The sequence below is a fragment of the Billgrantia zhangzhouensis genome, assembly GCF_021404465.1.
Classification (GTDB): Bacteria; Pseudomonadota; Gammaproteobacteria; order Pseudomonadales; family Halomonadaceae; genus Halomonas; species Halomonas zhangzhouensis.
Map to the genome: position 1 here is coordinate 355,062 of NZ_JABFTT010000003.1, position 22,197 is coordinate 377,258.

Below are 22,197 nucleotides of genomic sequence, written 5' to 3' on the forward strand. Positions count from 1 at the left end.
AACGGGTGTCAGCCCAACTGGTCCAAGGCTTTTTTCAGGGCGCCACGCTGGAACACCAGCTTCCAGCGCCGGCCGCCCTGCTGATGCCAGAGCAGGGCGAAGCGGATCCCGGCGAGCAGGATGGCGCGCACGCGTTCGGGCATCATGCGGCTCTGCAACATCGAGGGGTCGCCATGCACTACGATACGGGTCTTCAGGGTCGAGAGTGTCTCCTGATAGGCCTCGCCCAGGCTGGCAATGACGTTCTCATGGGTGGTACCGAAGTGTTCGGCCTGGCCCTGGATACGGTTCAGGTGCTGGCCGAGAGAGGCCATCATGTCGTTGTCGACGCGCAGTTTGTTCATCAACAGCAGCAGCGAGAAACCGTAGCGAAGCACGACCGGATTGGCCTGCTGGCGTCCCACCACGGCCTCGAGTACCTCGAGGCCGCGGCGCAGGTTGTTGGGGTGGCCGCCATAGGTCGCTTCGAAGCTCTCGGGGTTGGTGTCCAGCGTGGCGCGAATCAGCGTTTCCCAGGGACGGGTGTCGACCTGTCCGGTGCGGGCCAGCTCATCGACCAGGCTGGCGGCCTGGAACACGCCGGCAAGGGCCAGGGCCTGACGTGCGGTCGGGGAATCCGGCGCGCGATGGATGGGGGAGGTGGTCATGCGGCTGGCTCCATGGCATTCCAGATATCGCGGATCACGCCGCCGCCCAGACAGATCTCGCCGTCGTAGAGCACCAGCGACTGGCCGGGAGTGACGGCACGTTGAGGCTCATCGAAGCGAACTTCGACGCCGCCATCCTCCCGCGTGCGGACCGTGCAGGGCACCTCGGTCTGACGGTAACGGGTCTTGGCGGTGTAGCGGCCCTCGGCGGCGGGCGGCTCACCGGTCACCCAATCCATCGCCTCGGTGGCCAGCGAATCGGTGTAGAGCAGCGGGTGGTGCTTGCCCTGCACCGCGATCAGTACATTGCGCTCGAGATCCTTGGCGGCCACGTACCAGGGTTCCTCGGGGTGGTTGGCCAGCCCACCGATGCCGAGCCCCTGGCGCTGTCCCAGGGTGTAGTACATCAGCCCCATGTGCTCACCGATGACTTCGCCTTCGGGTGTCTCGATCACGCCCGGCTGGGCCGGCAGGTACTGCTGTAGGAAATCGCGGAAGCGGCGCTCGCCGATGAAGCAGATGCCGGTGGAATCCTTCTTGCGCGCGGTGGCCAGGCCATGACGCTCGGCGATGGCGCGTACCTCGGGCTTCTCCAGCTCGCCCACCGGGAACAGTGTACGGGCGATGGCAGCCTCCGGCACGGCGTGCAGGAAGTAGCTCTGGTCCTTGTTGGCATCGATGCCCTTGAGCAGCCGCGGCCGACCGTGGCGCACGCCGCCACGAACATAGTGGCCGGTGGCGATTTTCTCGGCACCGAGCATCTCGGCGTACTCGAGGAACACCTTGAACTTGATCTCGCGGTTGCACAGGATGTCCGGGTTCGGCGTGCGCCCGGCCTTGTACTCGGCCAGGAAGTGCTCGAACACGTTGTCCCAGTACTCGGCGGCGAAGTTGGCGCTGTGCAGCTTGATGCCGAGCTTCTCGCACACGGCCTGGGCATCCGCCAGGTCGGCCTTGGCGGTGCAGTACTCGGTGCCGTCGTCCTCGTCCCAGTTCTTCATGAACAGGCCTTCGACCTGATAGCCCTGCTCGAGCAGCAGCAGCGCGGAAACGGAGGAGTCGACGCCGCCGGACATGCCGACGATCACCTTGCCTGAGGTGGCGGTCATGGGCGCTCTCGGGTTGAGTGGGTCGCAAATGGGCGGGAATTATACCCTATATACTGTAGTGTCTTCATCCTGGCGCGCGGATGACGCTTTGCGTGTCGGTGCATTTTCGGCTAATTGACCGGCCGGCCAGTCAGGGTTATCTTCGCCCCATGAACCAGAAAACCCAGATACGCGATCCGGAACTGACCCGCGCCCGTATCCTCGAGGCGGCCGAAGCGCTGTTCGTCGAGCAGGGCTTCTCCGCGGTCAAGCTCAGCGAGCTGGCACGCTCGGCCGAGGTCACCAAGAGCCTGATCCACCACCATTTCGGCAGCAAGGAGCAGCTCTGGGAGGCGGTCAAGAATCGCGCCTTCGAGCGTTACTTCACCGCTCAGATGGCCATGCTGGAGGAAGCCGGCGAGCCGGATGCCGCGCTGCTGCGCCGTTCGGTGGAAGCCTACTTCCACTTCCTGCGTGACAATCCCGGTGTGGTGCGGTTGTTCGCCTGGACCCACCTGGAGGGGGACAGCCACTGCGGCGAACTCGACAACCAACTCGTCGGGGCGGGTGCCGAGTGGGTTCGCCAGGCCCAGATGCGCGGCCTGCTGCGCAAGGACATCAACCCTACCCATGTGATCGCCGTGTTCGTGATGACCTGCACCCAGTGGTTCGAGGCCAAGTGCCATCACCAAAACTGGCCGGGCATGGGCAGCGACGAGGCGTTTCTGGAAGATTTCCTGAAGATCTTCATGGAAGGCGTCGTCCCTCGGGAGTGAGCGTTTTTTTCGACAATAATTGACCGGTCGACCAGTTCATACGGACGTTCCATGGAGGAGAATGACTATGGGGAGGGTGGCGAGAGGCGGCCTGGCGGTCTCGCTGATGCTGGGCATCATATTGCTGTCGGGGTGCGATGCCGCTCCGGCCCGGATCGAAACCGGTGAGACGGTCCTGCCCAGCGTGCGCAGCGAGACGGTGCGCCTGTCCCAGGCCGAGACGAGATACCGCTTTCCCGGCACGGTGCGAGCCAGCGAGCGGGCGACCCTCGCTTTTCTGCACCACGGCGTGCTGCATGAGCGACATGTGACGAGGGGGCAGCGGGTCGAGCGGGGAGAGCCGCTGGCGACGCTGCACAATCCGGCCATGGCGCCGGCGCTCGTGGCCGCCGAAGCGCGGATAAGCGAACTCGACGCTCGCCTGCGCCGCATGGAGCGCGACGTCGAGCGGGCGCGCGTACTGCGCGAGCGCAACCTCAGTGCCGAGGAGGAACTGGATCGGCTGCGCTCGGAGCGCGAAGCCACCTTGCAGGCGCGCGAGCAGGCTCTGGCCCAGCGTGACGAGGCCCGGGCGCAGCTCGATGAACTCACCCTGCGCGCCCCGTTCGCGGGCGTGGTGACCGACCTCGAGGCCGAGCCCGGCGATTTTCTGTCCGCCGGCCAACCGGTATTGGGGCTGGTGGGGCTTACGGGGCGCGAGGTGGAGATTCGCGTGCCGGCGGGCCTTGCCGCGCGGCTGGAGGTGGGCCGGGAGGCGAGCCTGGTGGCAACGCTGGGGGCGCGGCGCTTCCCTGGGCGGGTCACCGGCATTGGCCAGGCGGGAGAGGGTATGGCGCCGGTCATCGTAGCGATCGAGGCCGACCCCGGCCCGGCGTTGGGCGAGCCGGTGAGAGTGCGGCTGTCGCTGGATGCGCCGCCTCTGCTTCAGGTGCCGCTGGCGGCGGTGGTCGATCCCGGCGGGTACGACCCGCACGTGCTGATGCTGAGCGCTGACGATACGGTCCGGCGCGTCGCCGTGACCCCTGGGCGGCTGGATGGCGGCTGGGTCGTAATCGCGGCGTCGTCGCTGGCCGTGGGCGACAGGGTGGTGACGGCTGGGCAGGGGCGCCTGGAAGAGGGCAGCCGGGTGAGGGTGTTGCCATGAGCTGGCTGCTCGCCTCGTTGCGCTACAAGCGACTCATCCTGACCGTCACGCTGCTGCTGGCCCTGCTTGGTCTGGTGGCCTGGGTGGAGATGGATCGTCGGGAGGATCCTTTCTTCCCTTATCGCTTCGGCCAGGTGTTGGTGCCCTACCCTGGAGCCGAGCCGGAGCAGGTCGAGCGCTTGGTGCTCAACCCCCTGGAAGAAGAGTTGGCCCAGGTGGAGGAGGTCAACGACATCATCGGCACTGCGCGCCTCGGCGTGGCTCACGTCACCATCGAGATGCACGAGCACGTCTACGACACCGATGCCGCCTGGGAGCGGGTGCGTATCGCCGTGGGCCGGGCCAGCCGCCAGTTCCCCGACGGTGTGGGCGAGGCCGAGATCAGCGACCGCGACTCCGATGCCCATGGGATCGTGCTGGCACTGACCGGCTCCGACGATTTGCTCGAACTGCGCGAGGCAGCCAAGCGGTTGCGCCGCGACCTGTTTCGACTCAAGGAGGTGGCCCGTATCGATCTGCTGGCCGATCCGGGCCAGCAGGTGGCGATCGGCTGGGACGATGCCCTGGCCGAACTGACCGGCCTCGACGCCCGGGCGCTCGGCGAGCAGTTGGCCGCGCGTAACCTGACCGCTTCCGGCGGCAGCCTGGCGATTGGAGGGCGTTCCCTGGTGCTCGACCCGCGCGCCGAATTCGGTGCGCTGGAGGAACTCGCCGCCACGCCGATACGCACGATGCGCGGCGACCAGGTGCCACTCGGCGAGCTGGCCGACCTGCGGTTGATGCCCGAGGAACCCGTCACCGAGCGCATGTGGCACGATGGTCGGCCGGCGGTGGCGCTGGGGCTGGTGCTCTCCAACGATCAGGTCAATGCCGTGCGCTTCGGCAACCGGCTGCGTGCGCTGGTGGGTGAACTACGTCCCTCCTATGCGCCGCTCACGATAGAGGAGAGCTTCTACCAGCCGCGCTGGGTCGAACGGCGCTTGGCGGAACTCGGTTTCTCGCTGCTGCTGGGCATCGGTATTCTCGGTGCGCTGCTGTTCCTGGCCATGGGGCTGCGGCTGGGCCTCGCCGTGATGCTGATCGTGCCGCTGGTGACTTTCTCCTCCCTGGCGCTTTATGCCATGGGCGGCGGGGTGCTGCACCAGATCGCTGTGGCCGGCATGGTGATCGCACTCGGGATGCTGGTGGACAACGCCATCGTCATGGTCGAGAACATCCAGTGGCATCGTGACCAGGGGCGCTCGGCCATCCAGGCCGTGAACCGTTCGGTACGTGAGCTCGCCATGCCACTGCTGGCTGCTACGGGAACCACCCTGGCGGCTTTCGTCCCGCTGCTGCTCTCCAGCGGCAACACCGCCGATTTCACCCGCGCCATTCCCATCATGGTGATGCTGACGCTGGCGGTGAGCTATGTGTATGCCGTGTTCGTCACGCCGGTGTTCGCCGCCGGCATCCTCAGGCCAAGGATGCCGGCACGGCGCGAGCGGCTGCAGGCAGCAGGCGAGCGCCTGGGACGAATCGCCGTGCGCTGGCCGGCCGTGGTGTTGTCAGGTGCCGGCCTGCTACTGGTCGGTGCCGTGACCATGGTACCGCTGCTCAATCACGACTTTTTTCCCGATACCGATCGCAACCAGTTGATCGTCGACCTCAACTTTCCTGAAGGCACCCATCTCGACACCACCTCCCATCAGGCCGAGGCGTTGGCCGCGGCATTGGCCGAGCGGCCGGCGGTGCGGGCGGTACATCGCTTCGTCGGCTTCAGCGGACCGCGCTTCTATTACAACCTGGTCGACCAGCCGCGCCAGCCGCACCTGGCCCGGCTGGTCGTGGAAGCCAAGGACGCCGCCGATCTGGCGGGGCTGATGACATGGGTGCGTGCGGTGGCGCCGGAGTGGCTGCCCGAGGCCGAAGTGGTAGCCCGCCGCCTGGGCCAGGGGCCGCCGCTGGAAGCGCCGGTGGAGATTCGCGTATTCGCCGAGGACCGCGCTGCGCTGGCCGATGCCGCCGGTCGCATCCTCAGCGTGGTGCGCGCGGCCGAAGGCGCTCGCGATGCACGCCACCGGCTGGGCGAAGGCTTGGCCACGCTGCGGGTCGATACCGATGACGCTCGCGCTGCCGAGTACGGGCTGTCGCGGCGCGACGTGGCCACGGCCTTGGCCGGCGCCAGCCGCGGGGTCGAGGTCGGCACCTGGCGCGCCGCCCGGGATCCGGCGCCGTTGCTGATCCGTGCGCCCGAGGGCGAACGCTTCCCCACCGACGGGCTCGAGGGGCTGCGCCTCTCCGCTGCCGACGGAAGCTCGGTGCCGCTTGGCGAGATCGCCTCCCTGGAACTGACCTGGCGCCCAGCGGTAATCCAGCATCGCGACCTGCGGCGTATGACGACCGTGCTGGCCGAGGTAGCCGACGGCTGGACCTATGACGGTGTGCTGGGTGAGATCCTGCCGCGCCTCGAGGAGCTCGAACTCCCCGCGGACGTGAGCTACACCATCGGCGGGGCAGCGGAGTCGGCCGGCGATGCCAACGCCGCGCTGTTCCAGACCTTGCCGTTCGGCGGCCTGCTGCTGGTGGTGTTTCTGCTCGCGCAGTTCAACTCCTTCCGTCAGCTGTGCATCGTGCTGGCGACCGTGCCGCTATCGATCATCGGTGTAGTGCCGGGCTTGTGGCTGACCGGCCAACCGTTCGGCTTCACCGCCATCCTCGGCGTGGTGGCGCTGGTTGGTATCGTGGTCAACAACGCCATCGTGCTGATCGATCTGATGAATGCCAATCGCAAGCAGGGGCTCGATGTGAGGGAGGCGGTGGTATCGGCAGTGGCGCGGCGTACCCGGCCGGTGCTGCTCACCACCGCCACCACGGTGGCCGGTCTGGTGCCGCTGACCCTGACCCAGTCGACGCTGTGGCCGCCCATGGCCTGGGCGCTCATCTCGGGGCTGGTCGCTTCCACGCTGCTGACGCTGCTGGTGATTCCGGCGCTGTACCGGCTGTTGATAAGAGACTAGCGCTCGTGGACCACATCCATGGGATAAAACCGCCCCGCCAGGGCGTCACGAATGCGCTTGAGTACCAGCGGACTGCGCAGCCGTCCCTGGCGATCCAGTGCTTCGACCTCTTCCAGGGTCAGCCACTGCACGGCGACGATTGAAGGATCGAGAGGGTTGCCCAGGTGAGCCAGGGCCATGCCGAAGAAGCCATGGCTATGGAAGGTCTCGCCGCCGGGCGTCTGGTAGACGTACAGCCCCAGGTAGTCGGTGATCCCCACCTGCCAGGCGGTCTCCTCGCGCAGTTCGCGCAGGGCCGCCTCCTGAATCCGCTCGCCGGGTTCCAGATGACCGGCGGGCTGGTTGTACAGGGTCGTCTGGCTGCCTCTCGGCGACTCTTCCACCATCAGGAAGCGGCCAGCGCGTTCCACGACGGTGGCCACGGTTACATGCGGATGCCAGCGGCTCATCGATGACCTCCTTGGCGGCGCGGCGAGCGCCTTGGCGTGTTGCGCGGGGCGTGTAGGGTTTCCCTGCGCCACTCACCCGGGGCGAGTCCGTCCAGGCGCCAAGGACCGATGGCCACGCGCACCAGGCGCAGGGTGGGGTGGCCGACATGGGCCGTCATGCGCCTGACCTGACGGTTACGGCCTTCGCTGATGGTCAGTTCCAGCCAGGTCGTCACCGGGTGTCGCTTCGGGTCCACTGGCGGTGTGCGCGGCGGCAGGCCGCTCTCGGCCAGGCGCCGCACCTTGGCCGGTCGGGTCGGGCCATCCTTGAGTTCGATGCCCTGGCGCAGGGTGGCCAGTGCCGCCTCGTCGGGGTTGCCCTCCACCTGGACGCGATAGGTCTTGGGCTGCTTGTGGCGCGGGTCGCTGATGCGCTGGATCAGTGCACCGTCGTCGGTCAACAGCAGCAGTCCTTCTGAATCATAGTCCAGCCGTCCTGCCGCGTAGACGCCCGGTACTTTGATGACGTCCGCCAGTGTCGCACGCGGTGCCTCCCCCTTGCCGAGGCGATCGGTGAACTGGGAGAGCATGCGGTAGGGCTTGTGCAGGAGATAGATGGCGCTCATGGGGCAAAGCTTACCGACAAGCAGGACGGGATGGGAGAGGGAAACGCGTCAGCCTTATTGACCATACGCCGAGGCGGGCGGGCTGATATAATATGCACGCTCGCCGGGAGCGCCCTCGTCGTTACGGGCCTGCCGTGACTCCGCCACCGGGTCGATGCCAAGCGCATCCCCCGCCAGATGAGAACCGTAGGTGGAGCACGCAGGGGCCCCGTTTCAGGCATCGTGAGTGCGCGCAACCGTTCCAGTTATTGCCACCGCAGCGACCAGAGAGATCAAAGCCACCATGTCAAAAACGCCGAAGATTATCTATACGTTCACCGACGAAGCGCCTGCGCTGGCGACCCATTCGCTGTTGCCGATCATCGACGCTTACACCGACGCCGCAGGTATCGAGGTGGAAACCCGGGACATCTCCCTGGCGGCTCGGATTCTTTCCCAGTTCCCCGATTACCTGACCGCCGAGCAGCGCGTCGAGGACCACCTGGCCGAACTGGGCGCCCTGGCGAAGACGCCGGAAGCCAATATCATCAAGCTGCCCAACATCAGTGCCTCCATGCCGCAGCTCAGGGCAGCGATCAAGGAGCTGCAGGGGCAGGGCTACAAACTGCCGGAATATCCGGACGAGCCGAAGAACGACGAAGAGAAAGAGATCAAGGCGCGCTACGACAAGGTGAAGGGCAGTGCCGTCAACCCGGTGCTGCGGGAGGGCAACTCCGACCGCCGTGCACCCAAGGCCGTCAAGGAGTATGCCCGCAAGTATCCCCATCACATGGGTGAGTGGAGCCAAGCCTCACGCACCCATGTATCGCACATGCACGGCGGCGATTTCTACCACGGTGAGAAGTCGATGACGCTGGATCGCGCCCGTGACGTGAAGATGGAGCTGATCACCAAGAGTGGCGAATCGCTGGTGCTCAAGCCCAAGGTCTCGCTGCTCGAAGGCGAGATCATCGACAGCATGTTCATGAGCAAGAAAGCGCTGTGCGAATTCTACGAGCGTGAGATCGAGGACGCGCGCAAGACCGGCGTGATGTTCTCTCTGCACGTCAAGGCGACGATGATGAAGGTCTCGCATCCGATCGTCTTCGGCCACTGCGTCAAGATCTTCTACAAGGACGCTTTCGAGAAGCACGGGGCGCTGTTCGAGGAACTGGGTGTCGACGTCAACAACGGCATGGTGAATCTCTACGACAAGATCGCCACCCTGCCCGAATCCCAGCGTGATGAGGTCATCCGCGACCTGCACGCCTGCCACGACCAGCGTCCGGAGCTGGCCATGGTGGATTCGGCCCGTAGCATCACCAACTTCCACTCGCCCAGCGACGTGATCGTCGACGCCTCGATGCCGGCCATGATCCGCGCCGGCGGCCAGATGTATGGTGCCGATGGTCGCATGAAGGACGTCAAGGCGGTGATTCCGGAGTCCACCTTCGCGCGTATCTACCAGGAGATGATCAACTTCTGTAAATGGCACGGCGCCTTCGACCCGGCCACCATGGGCACCGTGCCCAACGTCGGCCTGATGGCGCAGAAGGCCGAGGAGTACGGCTCCCACGACAAGACCTTCGAGGTGCCGGAGGACGGCATCGCCAACATCACCGACCTGGAGACCGGCGAGGTGTTGCTGACCCAGAACGTGGAGAAGGGCGACATCTGGCGGATGTGCCAGGTCAAGGACGAACCGATCCGCGACTGGGTCAAGCTGGCCGTGGAGCGCTGCCGCGATTCCGGCATGCCGGCGGTGTTCTGGCTCGACCCCTATCGCCCGCACGAGAACGAACTGATCAAGAAAGTGAAGACCTACCTTCAGGACCACGACACCACCGGTCTCGACATCCAGATCATGTCCCAGGTCCGGGCCATGCGCTATACCCTGGAGCGCGTGATCCGCGGCCTCGACACCATCTCGGTGACCGGCAACATCCTGCGCGACTACCTCACCGATCTGTTCCCGATCATGGAACTCGGCACCAGTGCCAAAATGCTTTCCATCGTGCCGCTGATGGCCGGTGGCGGCATGTTCGAGACCGGTGCCGGCGGTTCAGCGCCCAAGCACGTGCAGCAGCTCCTGGAAGAGAACCATCTGCGCTGGGACAGCCTCGGCGAGTTCCTGGCACTGACCGCCTCCCTGGAGCATCTTGCCAAGCACTTCGGCAACGATCGCGCCGCGCTGCTGGCAGACGCGCTGGACAAGGCCATCGGCCAGTTCCTCGAGAACGACAAGTCGCCCTCGCGCAAGGTCGGTGAGCTGGACAACCGAGGCAGCCATTTCTACCTGGCCTTGTACTGGGCCCAGGCCCTGGCCACCCAGGACGAGGACCCCAATCTCAAGGCGCTGTTCGGCCGCCTGGCCGAGACCCTGCAAGCCAACGAGGCGACCATCCTCGAAGAGCTGAATGGCGTGCAGGGCCAGCCGGTGGACATCAAGGGTTACTATCATGCCGACCCAGAGGTGGCGCGGGCGGTCATGTGTCCTAGCAAGACCTTGAACGAGGCCCTGGCGCTGGTGGCCAAGGGCTGATGCCTCGCTAGCTCCTTTCGGTTCTACCTAAGGCCCCCGTCCGCCCATCGGCGGACGGGGGCCTTAGGTCATATGGGCCGGTTGGGGGGGACGATGCTATACTCCGCGCTCCACTGAACATACCAGACAGGGGAGTTCTCAATGGGGTATCAGAAAATTGTCGTCCCTGAAGGCGGCGAGAAGATTACCGTCAACGCCGACAACACCCTGAACGTGCCGAACAATCCGATCATCCCGTTCATCGAGGGTGATGGCATTGGCGTCGATGTGACGCCGGCGATGAAGATTGCCATTGATGCCGCCGTGCAGAAGGCCTACAACGGCGAGCGCAAGATCCACTGGATGGAAGTCTATGCTGGCGAGAAGGCAACCCAAGTCTACGACCCCGATACCTGGCTGCCCGAAGAGACTCTCGAAGCCGTCAAGGACTATGTCGTCTCCATCAAGGGGCCGCTGACCACTCCCGTGGGCGGTGGCATCCGCTCGCTGAACGTGGCCCTGCGCCAGAAGCTCGACCTCTACGTCTGCTTGCGCCCAGTGCGCTGGTTCGAGGGCGTGCCGAGCCCGGTCAAGAAGCCCGCCGACGTCGACATGGTCATCTTCCGCGAGAACTCCGAGGACATTTACGCCGGCATCGAGTGGAAAGCTGGTACTCCCGAAGCCGACAAGGTAATCAAGTTCCTGCGCGAGGAGATGGGTGTCACCAACATTCGTTTCCCCGAGAACTGCGGGATCGGCGTCAAGCCGGTTTCCGAGGAAGGCACCAAGCGCCTGGTGCGCCAGGCCCTGCAGTACACCGTGGACAACGACCGTGAGTCGCTGACCCTGGTGCACAAGGGCAACATCATGAAGTTCACCGAAGGCGCCTTCAAGGACTGGGGCTACGAGATCGCCCGCGACGAGTTCGGTGCCGAGCTGCTCGACGGCGGCCCTTGGATGCAGTTCAAGAACCCCAAGACCGGCAAGAACATCGTGGTCAAGGACGTCATCGCCGATGCCATGCTGCAGCAGATCCTGCTGCGTCCGGCCGAGTACGACGTCATTGCCACCCTGAACCTCAACGGTGATTATCTCTCCGACGCCCTGGCGGCCGAAGTGGGTGGTATCGGTATCGCGCCGGGCGCCAACCTGGCCGACGCCGTGGCCATGTTCGAGGCCACCCACGGCACCGCGCCGAAATACGCCGGCCAGGACAAGGTCAACCCCGGTTCAGTGATTCTCTCCGCCGAGATGATGCTGCGCCACATGGGGTGGGTCGAGGCTGCCGACCTGGTGCTCAAGGGCATGGAGAAGGCCATCTCGAAGGGCGAGGTCACTTATGACTTCCATCGCCTGATGGACGATGCCAAGCTTCTGAAGTGCTCCGAGTTCGGCCAGGCCGTCGCCGACAACATGTAAGCGACCCGCCGAGCCTATCGGGGCCCCCGTCCGCCATGGCGGATGGGGGCCTTTTACGTATCAACCTGAACCCTGCCGGCCTGTCGTCGTCTAAGCTGGGACGTCAGATGGCCGGTTTGACGAGATGGTATGTGGCCCTATGTTCAAGTTTGAAGACCCGAGCGCGTGGGAGGCGGTCGGCGTCGTGGCAGGCATGACGCAACCGCCGCGTCCGGAAGAGGAGGGCGACGACGACCTGGCCGTACAGGCGTCCGACCCCGAGGTGGCGCGCCCGCCCATGTACAAGGTGATCCTGCACAACGACGACTACACGCCGATGGAGTTCGTGGTGGAAGTGCTGCAGAGCTTCTTCCACATGGACAGCGAGACAGCCGTGCAGGTCATGCTCACGGTGCACACTCGCGGCAAGGCGACGTGCGGCATCTTCACCCGCGACATCGCGGAAACCAAAAGCCATCAGGTCAATCAATATGCAAGAGAGTGTCAGCACCCGCTGCTCAGCGATATCGAGGCGGCGGACTGACTCCCGGTCTGCTCGAGACGGGGTAGGAATGGCAGTCGTTGAGTGAAGAGACTTGCAACGGCAGCGTTTGTGCCCGATGTTGAAGGTGCCGGACCACGAAAGATCCGATGCAAGCCCTAAGCGGCGAGAAGGGGACTGCCATGCTGAGCAAAGAACTTGAACTGACCCTGAACACGGCGTTTACCGTGGCCCGTTCCAAGCGCCACGAGTTCATGACCGTGGAGCACCTGCTGCTGGCACTGCTCGACAACGCATCAGCGGCAGACGTGCTGAGAGCCTGTGGGGCCAACCTCGACAAGTTGCGGTCCGACCTGCAGGATTTCATCAACTCCACCACGCCTCTGATCCCGGAGGACCAGAGCGACCGCGAGACCCAGCCGACACTGGGTTTTCAACGCGTGTTGCAGCGTGCCGTATTCCACGTGCAGTCCTCCGGCAAGAGCGAAGTGACTGGAGCCAACGTGCTGGTCGCCATCTTCTCCGAACAGGAGAGCCAGGCGGTCTACTTCCTCAAGCAACAGAACGTGGCCCGGGTCGATGCGGTGAACTACATCGCCCATGGGATTTCCAAGGTGGCCGGCCATGGTCAGAACCCTTCGTCTTCGCCCAATGAGGCCGAGGACGCCGAGGAGGGTGGCGGCGAGACCAGTGCCAACCCGCTGACCGGCTATGCCACCAACCTCAACGAACAGGCCCGGATGGGCAAGATCGATCCGCTGATCGGTCGTGAGCATGAACTCGAGCGGGTGATCCAGATACTGGCCCGGCGGCGCAAGAACAACCCGCTGCTGGTGGGTGAGGCTGGCGTCGGCAAGACCGCCATCGCCGAGGGCTTGGCCAAGCGCATCGTCGAAGAGGACGTGCCTGAGGTCATCGGTGACGCCGTGGTCTACTCCCTCGACATGGGCGCGCTGCTGGCCGGCACCAAATACCGCGGCGATTTCGAGAAGCGCCTGAAGAGCCTGCTGGCGGAGCTCAGGAAGCAGCCCAACGCCATCCTCTTCATCGACGAGATCCATACGGTAATCGGTGCCGGGGCGGCTTCCGGCGGCGTGATGGATGCCTCCAACCTGCTCAAGCCGCTGCTCTCCTCAGGCGAGCTGCGCTGCATTGGCTCCACCACGTTCCAGGAGTTCCGCGGCATCTTCGAGAAGGATCGGGCGCTGGCGCGCCGCTTCCAGAAGGTCGATGTCATGGCACCGTCGGTGGACGACACCATTCGCATCCTCAAGGGGCTGCGTTCGCGCTTCGAGGAGCATCACCGCCTCAAGTACACCGACGCGGCGCTGGAGAGTGCGGCGCGTCTGGCGGATCGCTACATCAACGATCGCCACCTGCCCGACAAGGCCATCGACGTGATCGACGAGGCGGGGGCTCATCAGCGGCTGCTGCCGCCGGAAGTACGGGTCGAGACCATCGACGTCGACCAGGTCGAGGCGGTGGTGGCTTCCATCGCACGCATTCCGCCGAAGAGCGTCTCCAGCTCCGACCGCAAGCTGCTCGAGAACCTCGACCGCGACCTGAAGATGCTGGTATTCGGCCAGGACGAGGCCATCGACAGCCTGTCTGCCGCCATCAAGCTGTCGCGGGCCGGGCTCAAGTCCCCCGACAAGCCGGTGGGCAGCTTCCTCTTCGCCGGCCCCACCGGGGTGGGCAAGACCGAAGTGGCCCGCCAACTGGCGCGGATCATGGGCATCGAGCTGGTACGCTTCGACATGTCGGAGTACATGGAGCGTCACACCGTGTCGCGACTGATCGGCGCGCCTCCGGGCTATGTCGGCTACGACCAGGGCGGGCTGCTCACCGAGGCGATCACCAAGCAGCCGCACTGCGTGCTGCTGCTCGATGAGATCGAGAAGGCGCACCCGGAGGTCTTCAACCTGCTGTTGCAGGTGATGGATCACGGTCGACTGACCGACAACAACGGTCGCGAGGCGGATTTCCGTCACGTGATCGTGATCATGACCTCCAATGCCGGCGCCGAGCAGCAGGCACGTCGCTCCATCGGCTTCCAGACGCAGGACCACTCGACCGATGCCATGGAAGTGATCCGCAAGACCTTCTCGCCGGAGTTCCGCAATCGCCTGGATGGCATCATCCAGTTCCACTCCCTGCCCACCTCGGTGGTGCGCAGCGTGGTGGACAAGTTCCTGGTGGAACTGCAGGCGCAGCTCGACGAGAAGCGGGTTCAACTGGATGTGGACGTGGACGCGCGAGACTGGCTGGCCGAGAAGGGCTACGACCCCAGCATGGGCGCAAGGCCCATGGCGAGGCTGATCCAGGACAGGCTCAAGAAGCCTCTGGCGGAGCTGATCCTGTTCGGCGAGCTATCCGAACATGGGGGAGTGGTGCACGTGACGGTGGAGGATGGCGAGCTGCATCTTTCCACGGAGTCGGAAATGGCCGACGCGCCCTGATTCGCCTGCGATACCCGACTCGCCTGACCACAGCGCCCTGTCCCCCCGGACGGGGCGTTGTCTTGCTAGGGCGGACGAGGCGTGGTGCGGCGGTTCAGCGCGAACGGTAGACGATCCGTCCTTTGGTCAGGTCGTAGGGGGTCAGTTCGACCTTGACCTTGTCGCCGGTGAGAATGCGGATATAGTTCTTGCGCATCTTGCCCGAGATGTGCGCGGTCACGACGTGGCCGTTCTCCAGCTCGACGCGAAAGGTGGTATTGGGAAGGGTATCGACGACGACGCCTTCCATTTCGATATGGTCTTCACGTGCCATATAGGCGGTTCCTCGCTGATGGACAGAAATGGGTCGTTGACATGCGGGGCATGGCAACGGGCGCAACAGCTGCGCCCATCCCAAAGGATAGCGCGGTATTGTGCCGCAAGCCGGGCGTCAAGGCAAAGCGGGCCGCGTTACACGCTTGATGTCACTGCCAGCAGGCGCCGCCAGTGCCGGCCTTCCAGGACTTCCAAGGGCCGGTAGGCCTCCTTGTAGGCCATCTTGCGACATTCGCGGATCCAGTAGCCCAGGTAGACGTGCGGGAGCCCCTCGCGGAAAGCCAGCTCGACCAGGCGCAGCACGGCGAAGGTGCCGAGCGAGCGTCGATCCCACTTGGGATCCGGATCGAAGAAGGTGTAGATGGCGGAGAGCCCGTGCTCCAGGCGATCGAAGGCGGAGATGGCGAGCAACTGCTCGCCCAGGCGGAACTCGAGCAGGCACGAATAGGGCTCGTCCAGGGTCAGGAAGGTACAGTACTGCTCCCGGCTCGGCGGATACATGTCGCCATCCGCATGGCGCGCCTGGATATAGCGTTCGTAGAGCGCGTAATGCTCGTTATCGAACAGCGCGGGACGTTCGATCAGACGCAGGTCGGCGTTGCGCCTGGCCACGCGCCGCTGGCTGCGGCTGGGCTGGAAGTCACCGACCGGAATGCGCACCGACACGCAGGCGTTACAGCTGTCGCAATGCGGTCGGTACAGGTGATGGCCGCTGCGACGGAAACCCAGCAAGGCAAGCGAGTCGTAGATGCCTTGTCCATGGGATTCCTGAGGATCGAGAAACAACGTCGTGGCATCGCGTCCCTCCAGGTAGCTGCAGGCATGGGGCACGGTCAGGAAAAAGCGGAGATCCCTTATCGGGTGGCGAGGCGTATTGCTGCTCACGTGATTCGCCTCCTAAATGAGAGCGCTCATGGTCTCGACACACGGCAGATCGTCGGGCAGCGACCAGCAGGGCATCGGATGCTGGCCGTCCGGAAGCTCCGGCATCGCCAAGCATGATTCAAGATAGTTGATGAACTCGGCGCGGGCGATGTCGCGCGCACCCAGGCTGGCGAGATGTCGGGTATGCATCTGGCAGTCGATCAATCGCCCGCCGCCGGCGCGCATGGCACGTACCAGGTGAACCAAAGCGACCTTCGAGGCATCGTTGGCGCGCGAGAACATCGACTCACCGAAGAACACTGGCCCCATGGCCACGCCATAGAGGCCACCGACCAGCTCGTCAGCCTGCCACACTTCCACCGAGCGCGCATAGCCGAGCCGGTGCAATGTCACGTAAGCGGCATGCATCTCCGCCGTGATCCAGGTGCCGGGCTGGCCCCGGCGCGGCGCGGCGCAGGCCTCGACCACCGCATCGAAGCAGCGGTTGAAGCTCACCCGAAAACCGCCGTTGCGCAGACGCTTGGCCAGGCTGCGGGAGAGGTGCAGCTCATCGGGAAAGAGCACCATGCGTGGATTCGGACACCACCACAGGATCGGCTGGTCGTCACTGTACCAGGGAAAGATGCCGCGCCGGTAGGCGGCCAGCAGCCACTCCGGGGTGAGTTCGCCTCCCGCTGCCAAGAGGCCCTCGGGGTCACGCAGTGCGCGTGAGGCGGGAGGGAAACGCACAGGATGCTCGGGAAGCCAGGGCAGCATGCAGTGGCGCTCCTCGTCAGCGTTGGTTTCATTAGTCTGGCGCTGGAGCCGATTTGGCTCAAGGCTCAAGCAAGCGTCTCGGCCACTGTGCCGGGGCTTGCAGTCCCGGTATGATGGCGGCTGAATTCATTCTGCTTCATGTGAGTTGGAAAGGCACTGTCCAGGTACGGTGCGAGGGGGTTGGCGAGTTGAGTGTAAAGGAAAAGGGCGTGCCGCGGCGCACATCGGAGGAGGACTCCCAGCAGCCGACCAAGCGCTTGTCGCTTCACCTGCATGGCGTGGCCCGGGAAGGGGCAACCATCGTGCTGCTGGCAGCCTGTGTCTTCTTGCTGCTGGCGCTGTTCAGCTACCAGCCCTCGGATCCGGGCTGGTCCCGCCGTGGCCCGGAAACCGACGTGGCCAACTGGATGGGGCCCTTCGGCGCCTGGCTGGCCGACGTGCTCTATTCGCTGTTCGGGGTCAGCGCCCTGTGGTGGCCCGGCATGCTCGGTTTCGCCGGCTGGCGGCTGATTCGTACGCGCAGGGTGCAGCTCGAATGGGATGCCACTGCCGTGGCCGTGCGCCTGGGCGGCCTGGTGCTGCTGCTGTTGGGTACCACCACGCTGGGCGCGCTGCACTTCTACAGCCCCGACAGCGTGTTGCCCTATGCCTCCGGGGGCATCCTCGGTGAAGGACTGGTCGGTGCTCTCGTGCCGCTGGTCGAGTCGGGCGGCACCGGCCTGTTGGCCGTGGCGGCCATGCTATGTGGTTTCCCCCTCTTCACCGGCCTCTCTTGGTTGTCGGTGATGGATGAGCTTGGTCACCGTTTCCTGCGTCTGTGGCGTTGGGCGGCTTCCCCGTTCGGGCTGGTGCGCGAACGACACGAGCCGCACTGGGAGGAAGATGAGGAAACTCATGTCGAGGACGAACCGGAACCGGCCGGTGAGCCGCCTCGTCGGCGTTGGCGTTTCTGGCGGCGGCGTGGCGCCGAGCCGGGGCCCGACCTGGAAGAGCAGCGCGAACCGGAGCTGTCCTCGTCGTTCGGTGACGATGGCGATACCGATATCCCCTGGGACGTGCCCGAACGTACCCCATCGGCAAAGCGTCCCGAGGCGGCCTACAGCGTTGGCCAGAACCAGGACAGGGCTGCACCCGAACCCGCCGCACGGCCTGCTGCCGGCTCCGTGGCGCCCCCGGAACCTGGCCTTGGCGCCGAGCGCGTTTCGGGGCCGGCTGCAGCGGCAGCGGTGCTCAAGGCCAGCCGCGACGACGACCCGCTCCCGCGGGCTGCCATGCCGTTGCGGGCAACGGAAGATCGGAAGGTCGCTCCGGACTCTGAAGAAGCGCCGCGGGACGGCGCTGCGGCGGCTGCTGAAGTGGCCGGCGCCGATGCACCGGCAGCGAAGGAGCCCGGGGACACGCTAGACGGGCGTCCCGACTCGGCGCGACGCGAACCGGGACTTGGCGACCTGCAGCCGGAAGAACCGGTCGATGTGCATGAGCCGCGTCTGAGCTGGCACGATATCGGACAGGAAGACGATGACGACGCTGCCTACGTGGAATCGCAAGAGGACGGGGCAGGGCCGGAAGGGGGCCTGGACGGCGACGACTGGCGCCAGGAGCAGGCAAGCCATTACGCCGATCAGGCCGAAGGGCTGCGTACCTGGCAGCCGAGTGCACCAATTTCCAGCGAGGAAGACGCGGAAGAGGGGCGGCTGGCCACTGCCGAGCAGGCACGCGCCGCAGCGGCGGAGCCGGAAGGCCCCACGCTGTGGACGGTGGAGCACCTACAGAGCCAGCGGCCGACGCTGGACGACATGCCGGAACCGGATGGCGAATTGCCGAGTCTGCGTCTGCTCACGCCGGCCGAGCCGCATCATCAGAACTATACCGAGCAGCAACTGGCCGACATGGCCGAACTGCTCGAGACCCGCCTGCGCGAGTATGGGGTCAAGGCCGAGGTGGTGCACACCTGGCCGGGGCCGGTGATCACGCGCTTCGAGATCAAGCCCGCCGCCGGCGTGAAGGTTTCGAAGATCAGCAACCTGGCCAAGGATCTGGCGCGCTCGCTGATGGTCAAGAGCGTGCGCGTGGTGGAGGTGATTCCCGGACGGCCGACGGTAGGCATCGAGATCCCCAATCCGCATCGGGCGATGATTCGCCTGCGCGAGGTGATCGATTCCGACCGCTACCAGCAGGAGGCCTCGGCGCTGACCCTGGCACTGGGCCAGGACATCGGCGGTGGCCCGGTGGTGGCCAACCTGGGCAAGATGCCTCATCTGCTGGTGGCCGGCACCACCGGCTCGGGCAAGTCGGTGGGGGTCAACGCCATGCTGATCTCGATGCTGCTCAAGGCCACGCCCGAAGAGCTGCGCCTGATCATGGTCGACCCCAAGATGCTGGAACTGTCCGTCTATGACGGCATCCCGCACCTGCTGGCGCCGGTGGTCACCGATATGAAGGAGGCGGCCAACGCGCTGCGCTGGTGCGTGGCCGAAATGGAGCGGCGCTACAAGCTGATGGCGGCCATGGGCGTGCGCAACATCGCCGGCTTCAACGGCAAGCTCGACGAGGCCGAGCGTGCCGGCGCACAAGTGGCCGATCCGCTGTGGGAACCGCAGCCGTGGGAGATGCACGAGCCGCCGCCCGTACTCGAGAAGCTGCCCTACATCGTGGTGGTGATCGACGAGTTTGCCGACATGTTCATGATCGTCGGCAAGAAGGTCGAAGAGCTGATCGCGCGCCTGGCACAGAAGGCGCGGGCGGCCGGCATCCACTTGATTCTTGCCACCCAGCGTCCCTCGGTGGACGTGGTGACCGGCCTGATCAAGGCCAACATTCCCACGCGCATGGCCTTCCAGGTGTCGTCCAAGGTCGATTCGCGCACCATTCTCGACCAGGGTGGTGCCGAGAACCTGCTGGGCCACGGCGACATGCTCTACCTGCCGGCCGGTGCCGGGCTGCCGACCCGCGTGCATGGTGCCTTCGTCGACGACGACGAAGTCCACCGCGTGGTCGAGGACTGGAAGCGGCGCGGCGAGCCCGAGTACATCGACGAGATTCTATCCGGCGGTGTCTCGGCGGAAGCCCTGACGGGGCTCGAGGCCGATGGCGGTGAAGGGGGCGGCGATGCCGAGCAGGATGCGCTCTACGACGAGGCGGTGCAGTTCGTCACCGAGAGCCGCCGTGCCTCCATCTCGGCAGTGCAGCGTCGCTTCAAGATCGGCTACAACCGCGCCGCGCGCCTGGTCGAGGCAATGGAGGCGGCCGGCGTGGTTTCCTCGATGGGCTCCAATGGCGGGCGCGAGGTGCTGGCGCCGCCGCCGGTGGGCAACTGACCCGGTGTCGGCACCAGGCGACAATGATGCAGAAACCATGAAAGGCTCGGCGGGTATGCAACCCGCCGGCACGCAGCGGGTCCGAGAGACAGGATCCACTTGGACCTGCCCAGGGAGAGACAATCGATGATGAAGAAGACCCTAGCTGCACTGGCCCTGACCCTTGCCGCCCCGGCAGTTGCCCTGGCCAGTGAAGGTGCCGATCGACTGACCCGCATGCTGGAACCGCTGCAGACCTATGAGGCGAGTTTCGAACAACTGATCCTCGACGGTAGCGGCGAGCGCCTGCAGCAGGCCAGCGGCCACATGTGGCTGTCTCGTCCCGGCAAGTTCCGCTGGGAGGTCGACGCACCCTATCAGCAGGAAGTGATCTCCGATGGCAGCGAGGTCTATCTTTATGACCCCGACCTGGAGCAGGTCACGGTGCAGGCGCTCGACCAGCGGGTAACCCATACCCCGGCGCTGCTGCTCTCCGGCAGTGCCCGCGAGCTGACCGAGAGCTACGAGGTGTCGCGTCAGCAGCAGGGCGGTAGCGAGTCCTTCCGCTTGGTGCCGAAGGCGCGCGACACGCTGTTCGAAGAGCTGCAGATGACCTTCAACAATGAGCGGCTGGCGGCGCTGCAGATGATCGACAGCACCGGTCAGGAGACCGTCATCGAGTTTCGCGACATCCGCACCAATCACACCATCGACGAAAGCCGCTTCGCTTTCCAGATCCCCGACGGGGCCGACGTGATCCGCGATACCCACTGAAGCAGCACTGGGCCCATCGCCAGCGCCGCCCACGAGGCGGCGCTGGCGTTTCTACTCGTTTACTCTCCGCTGTCGCCCCTATCGGCCCGCGCATCCAGCTCGGCGCGCCAGGCCATTAGCTGGGCGTAGGCATACAAGCCCCCTTTGTAAGCCATTTCCTACACCGTTATCAGCGAAGTGCCACAGATACTCGCCTCTGAGATTGGTATCCTCTCTGCGCGAGGAATTGCGATTCCTAATTGACTAATAAAAGTGGTATTCATCACGCAGGGAGGCACCATGGCCGATGCAAGCGGATGGCAATTCACCCTGACTGATGGACGCTCTCAACGACTGGATGAGACAGAACGGCCGGTCCGAGGGGGTAGTTGCCTTCACGCCTGTGCCCCGGCTATGAACATGAACGAAGACTCACCGGCCCCGGCAGGATCGACGTCAAGGGCGCCCAGCACAGCTTCGGCGGCCCGGCGAGCATGGGTAGCGATCTAGCGGCCTTGCCGGAGAGTGGTTGCGAAACCCAGATGAAGGGAGCGGATCAGCAGCGTGCTGGTGCCACGCCACTGGGAGGATAACGGCGAGTTGCCAGCCAACCACGAACCACCCTCTGCCGGGAGAGACGATCAGCCATCGCCACTCTCATCGCCTCTCTGTCTGCGGGAATGCGCCTATGCCGTGCTGAATCCGCTGGTGGTGGACACGGCCGACTGGGATGACCTGCCCAGCGAGCCGCTGGTCACCGGAAATGTCGATGTCCGGCCCCATCTGCTGCCTCAACTGATTCACTTGGCTGAACTCCCGGCAGAGACTCGGCTGGCGCTGGCCGAGCGTATCGAGCAGCATCGGCAGCGCGGCGTGGCACTCTTCTGCGCCTTGTTGGACAGCCGCTCCCCCGCGGAACGTGTGGCACAGCACCTCAAACTCCACCTGGAGCAGCGCCGTCCCGGTGACAAGCGGCGCTGGTGGCTGCGCTTCTACGATCCCTGCGTCTTCCGTCACCTGTGTTGGCAGTTGGATGCCGATCGGATGGATCGTCTATTGGGGCCGATAGATGCCTGGTACTGGCCGGATGCGCAGGGACATTGGCATTGCCGGCGGCACCGCTCGGATCAGCCCTCCGGCGTGCCCCACCTGCTGCTTGACCGAGCGCAGTGGGCTCGCATCGACCGCTTGGCGCTGCTCAACCGTACCTTGGACGTACTGGAACTGGCGGAACCCGAGCTAGAGCAGGATGAAACCTTATGGCGGTGGGTCGACGCTCTGCTGGAACGGGCGGAGCGACAGCCGTTGCCTGACGAGGATGACCGCCAGCGTTATGTCGAGCAGGCGGTACGCTTTCACCCCCAGATTCACACTCACCCCACGATCCATGCCCGGCTCGAGCGCGTTCGCGAGCAGGGCATTTCCTATACCGAAGCCTGTGCCGACCTAGATGATGCCAGGATGGCCAGCCTGGCCGCCGAACTGACGGGCCCGGACAGACGCCAGGAGGCCCCATGAGCGACGCGACCCGACAGCAATCCATCGCGAACTGCCCCTACTGCCAAAAGCGGGGCTTGCCGATCCTGCCTCTGCGTTACGCGATCACCCGTACCGACAGCGAGAGC

General features: G+C 65.1%; 18 protein-coding genes. 11 read left to right on the forward strand and 7 right to left on the reverse strand.

Annotated features, from left to right (window positions below; all coding sequences use genetic code 11):
- Positions 1-8 precede the first annotated feature (8 nt).
- Together hflD and mnmA are read right to left on the reverse strand one after the other, a co-directional pair.
- Positions 9-647 (reverse strand): high frequency lysogenization protein HflD, encoded by a 639-nt coding sequence (gene hflD / locus HOP51_RS05325; protein WP_234272923.1) that lies wholly within the window; start codon positions 645-647, stop codon positions 9-11.
- Positions 644-1,756 carry a tRNA 2-thiouridine(34) synthase MnmA gene (gene mnmA / locus HOP51_RS05330; RefSeq protein ID WP_234272924.1) on the reverse strand — a complete coding sequence of 371 codons (1,113 nt, stop codon included), beginning with the start codon at positions 1,754-1,756 and terminating at the stop codon, positions 644-646. The genes hflD and mnmA overlap by 4 nt, the downstream gene beginning before the upstream one ends.
- Before the next feature lie 149 nt (positions 1,757-1,905).
- Here mnmA and HOP51_RS05335 point away from each other — a divergent pair, with 149 nt between their 5' ends.
- The 3 genes from HOP51_RS05335 to HOP51_RS05345 all read left to right on the forward strand — a co-directional run bounded on the left by HOP51_RS05335 (position 1,906) and on the right by HOP51_RS05345 (position 6,654).
- Positions 1,906-2,511 (forward strand): TetR/AcrR family transcriptional regulator, encoded by a 606-nt coding sequence (locus tag HOP51_RS05335; protein WP_234272925.1) that lies wholly within the window; start codon positions 1,906-1,908, stop codon positions 2,509-2,511.
- A gap of 61 nt (positions 2,512-2,572) precedes the next feature.
- Positions 2,573-3,655, forward strand: coding sequence for an efflux RND transporter periplasmic adaptor subunit (locus HOP51_RS05340; protein WP_234272926.1), 1,083 nt, complete (start codon positions 2,573-2,575; stop codon positions 3,653-3,655).
- The gene (locus HOP51_RS05345; RefSeq protein WP_234272927.1) at positions 3,652-6,654 is read left to right on the forward strand and encodes an efflux RND transporter permease subunit; all 3,003 of its coding nucleotides are present in this window, start codon (positions 3,652-3,654) and stop codon (positions 6,652-6,654) included. The genes HOP51_RS05340 and HOP51_RS05345 overlap by 4 nt, the downstream gene beginning before the upstream one ends.
- On the opposite strand, the gene HOP51_RS05350 is transcribed toward HOP51_RS05345, so the two are convergent.
- Both HOP51_RS05350 and HOP51_RS05355 read right to left on the reverse strand, forming a co-directional pair.
- The gene (locus HOP51_RS05350; protein WP_234272928.1) at positions 6,651-7,103 is read right to left on the reverse strand and encodes an NUDIX domain-containing protein; all 453 of its coding nucleotides are present in this window, start codon (positions 7,101-7,103) and stop codon (positions 6,651-6,653) included. The two genes, HOP51_RS05345 and HOP51_RS05350, sit on opposite strands and share 4 nt — an antisense overlap.
- Positions 7,100-7,708: a pseudouridine synthase gene (locus HOP51_RS05355; RefSeq protein ID WP_234272929.1), complete on the reverse strand. Its 609-nt coding sequence runs from the start codon at positions 7,706-7,708 to the stop codon at positions 7,100-7,102. Before HOP51_RS05355 ends, HOP51_RS05350 begins: the two co-directional genes overlap by 4 nt.
- A 283-nt stretch (positions 7,709-7,991) precedes the next feature.
- Between HOP51_RS05355 and HOP51_RS05360 the strand changes: the two genes are divergently transcribed.
- From HOP51_RS05360 to clpA, 4 genes are all read left to right on the forward strand, one after another.
- On the forward strand, positions 7,992-10,229 hold the full coding sequence (locus HOP51_RS05360) for an NADP-dependent isocitrate dehydrogenase (RefSeq protein ID WP_234272930.1): 2,238 nt from the start codon (positions 7,992-7,994) through the stop codon (positions 10,227-10,229).
- A 141-nt stretch (positions 10,230-10,370) separates the two neighbouring features.
- Positions 10,371-11,627 (forward strand): NADP-dependent isocitrate dehydrogenase, encoded by a 1,257-nt coding sequence (icd, locus tag HOP51_RS05365; protein ID WP_159550925.1) that lies wholly within the window; start codon positions 10,371-10,373, stop codon positions 11,625-11,627.
- Between the two features lie 139 nt (positions 11,628-11,766).
- Positions 11,767-12,150, forward strand: coding sequence for an ATP-dependent Clp protease adapter ClpS (gene clpS / locus HOP51_RS05370; protein WP_234272931.1), 384 nt, complete (start codon positions 11,767-11,769; stop codon positions 12,148-12,150).
- 140 nt (positions 12,151-12,290) lie between these two features.
- Complete coding sequence (gene clpA, locus HOP51_RS05375) at positions 12,291-14,567, forward strand: ATP-dependent Clp protease ATP-binding subunit ClpA (protein ID WP_234272932.1); 2,277 nt, start codon at positions 12,291-12,293, stop codon at positions 14,565-14,567.
- A gap of 94 nt (positions 14,568-14,661) precedes the next feature.
- On the opposite strand, the gene infA is transcribed toward clpA, so the two are convergent.
- The 3 genes from infA to aat form a co-directional block, all read right to left on the reverse strand.
- Complete coding sequence (gene infA / locus HOP51_RS05380) at positions 14,662-14,880, reverse strand: translation initiation factor IF-1 (RefSeq protein WP_010627817.1); 219 nt, start codon at positions 14,878-14,880, stop codon at positions 14,662-14,664.
- A 137-nt stretch (positions 14,881-15,017) separates the two neighbouring features.
- The gene (locus HOP51_RS05385; RefSeq protein ID WP_234272933.1) at positions 15,018-15,767 is read right to left on the reverse strand and encodes an arginyltransferase; all 750 of its coding nucleotides are present in this window, start codon (positions 15,765-15,767) and stop codon (positions 15,018-15,020) included.
- A 12-nt stretch (positions 15,768-15,779) separates the two neighbouring features.
- Positions 15,780-16,523: a leucyl/phenylalanyl-tRNA--protein transferase gene (gene aat, locus HOP51_RS05390; RefSeq protein ID WP_234272934.1), complete on the reverse strand. Its 744-nt coding sequence runs from the start codon at positions 16,521-16,523 to the stop codon at positions 15,780-15,782.
- A gap of 209 nt (positions 16,524-16,732) precedes the next feature.
- Between aat and HOP51_RS05395 the strand changes: the two genes are divergently transcribed.
- From HOP51_RS05395 to HOP51_RS05410, 4 genes are all read left to right on the forward strand, one after another.
- On the forward strand, positions 16,733-19,840 hold the full coding sequence (locus HOP51_RS05395) for a DNA translocase FtsK (protein WP_234272935.1): 3,108 nt from the start codon (positions 16,733-16,735) through the stop codon (positions 19,838-19,840).
- Positions 19,841-19,966: 126 nt separating this feature from the next.
- Entirely contained in the window at positions 19,967-20,593 is a 627-nt protein-coding gene (gene lolA / locus HOP51_RS05400) for an outer membrane lipoprotein chaperone LolA (RefSeq protein WP_407061778.1), read from the forward strand.
- A 368-nt stretch (positions 20,594-20,961) separates the two neighbouring features.
- Entirely contained in the window at positions 20,962-21,165 is a 204-nt protein-coding gene (locus tag HOP51_RS05405; RefSeq protein WP_234272936.1) for a hypothetical protein, read from the forward strand.
- On the forward strand, positions 21,137-22,090 hold the full coding sequence (locus HOP51_RS05410; RefSeq protein WP_234272937.1) for a DUF4123 domain-containing protein: 954 nt from the start codon (positions 21,137-21,139) through the stop codon (positions 22,088-22,090). The genes HOP51_RS05405 and HOP51_RS05410 overlap by 29 nt, the downstream gene beginning before the upstream one ends.
- Positions 22,091-22,197: the final 107 nt, after the last annotated feature.

Bases quoted from the DNA above. Each gene is read 5' to 3' on its own strand.
- icd (WP_159550925.1), top strand. From the start codon at position 10,371: ATGGGGTATCAGAAAATTGTCGTCCCTGAAGGCGGCGAGAAGATTACC.
- HOP51_RS05360 (WP_234272930.1), top strand. From the start codon at position 7,992: ATGTCAAAAACGCCGAAGATTATCTATACGTTCACCGACGAAGCGCCT.
- HOP51_RS05345 (WP_234272927.1), top strand. From the start codon at position 3,652: ATGAGCTGGCTGCTCGCCTCGTTGCGCTACAAGCGACTCATCCTGACC.
- hflD (WP_234272923.1), bottom strand. From the start codon at position 647: ATGACCACCTCCCCCATCCATCGCGCGCCGGATTCCCCGACCGCACGT.
- infA (WP_010627817.1), bottom strand. From the start codon at position 14,880: ATGGCACGTGAAGACCATATCGAAATGGAAGGCGTCGTCGTCGATACC.
- HOP51_RS05355 (WP_234272929.1), bottom strand. From the start codon at position 7,708: ATGAGCGCCATCTATCTCCTGCACAAGCCCTACCGCATGCTCTCCCAG.
- lolA (WP_407061778.1), top strand. From the start codon at position 19,967: ATGATGAAGAAGACCCTAGCTGCACTGGCCCTGACCCTTGCCGCCCCG.
- HOP51_RS05350 (WP_234272928.1), bottom strand. From the start codon at position 7,103: ATGAGCCGCTGGCATCCGCATGTAACCGTGGCCACCGTCGTGGAACGC.
- clpA (WP_234272932.1), top strand. From the start codon at position 12,291: ATGCTGAGCAAAGAACTTGAACTGACCCTGAACACGGCGTTTACCGTG.
- HOP51_RS05335 (WP_234272925.1), top strand. From the start codon at position 1,906: ATGAACCAGAAAACCCAGATACGCGATCCGGAACTGACCCGCGCCCGT.
- HOP51_RS05340 (WP_234272926.1), top strand. From the start codon at position 2,573: ATGACTATGGGGAGGGTGGCGAGAGGCGGCCTGGCGGTCTCGCTGATG.
- mnmA (WP_234272924.1), bottom strand. From the start codon at position 1,756: ATGACCGCCACCTCAGGCAAGGTGATCGTCGGCATGTCCGGCGGCGTC.
- clpS (WP_234272931.1), top strand. From the start codon at position 11,767: ATGTTCAAGTTTGAAGACCCGAGCGCGTGGGAGGCGGTCGGCGTCGTG.
- aat (WP_234272934.1), bottom strand. From the start codon at position 16,523: ATGCTGCCCTGGCTTCCCGAGCATCCTGTGCGTTTCCCTCCCGCCTCA.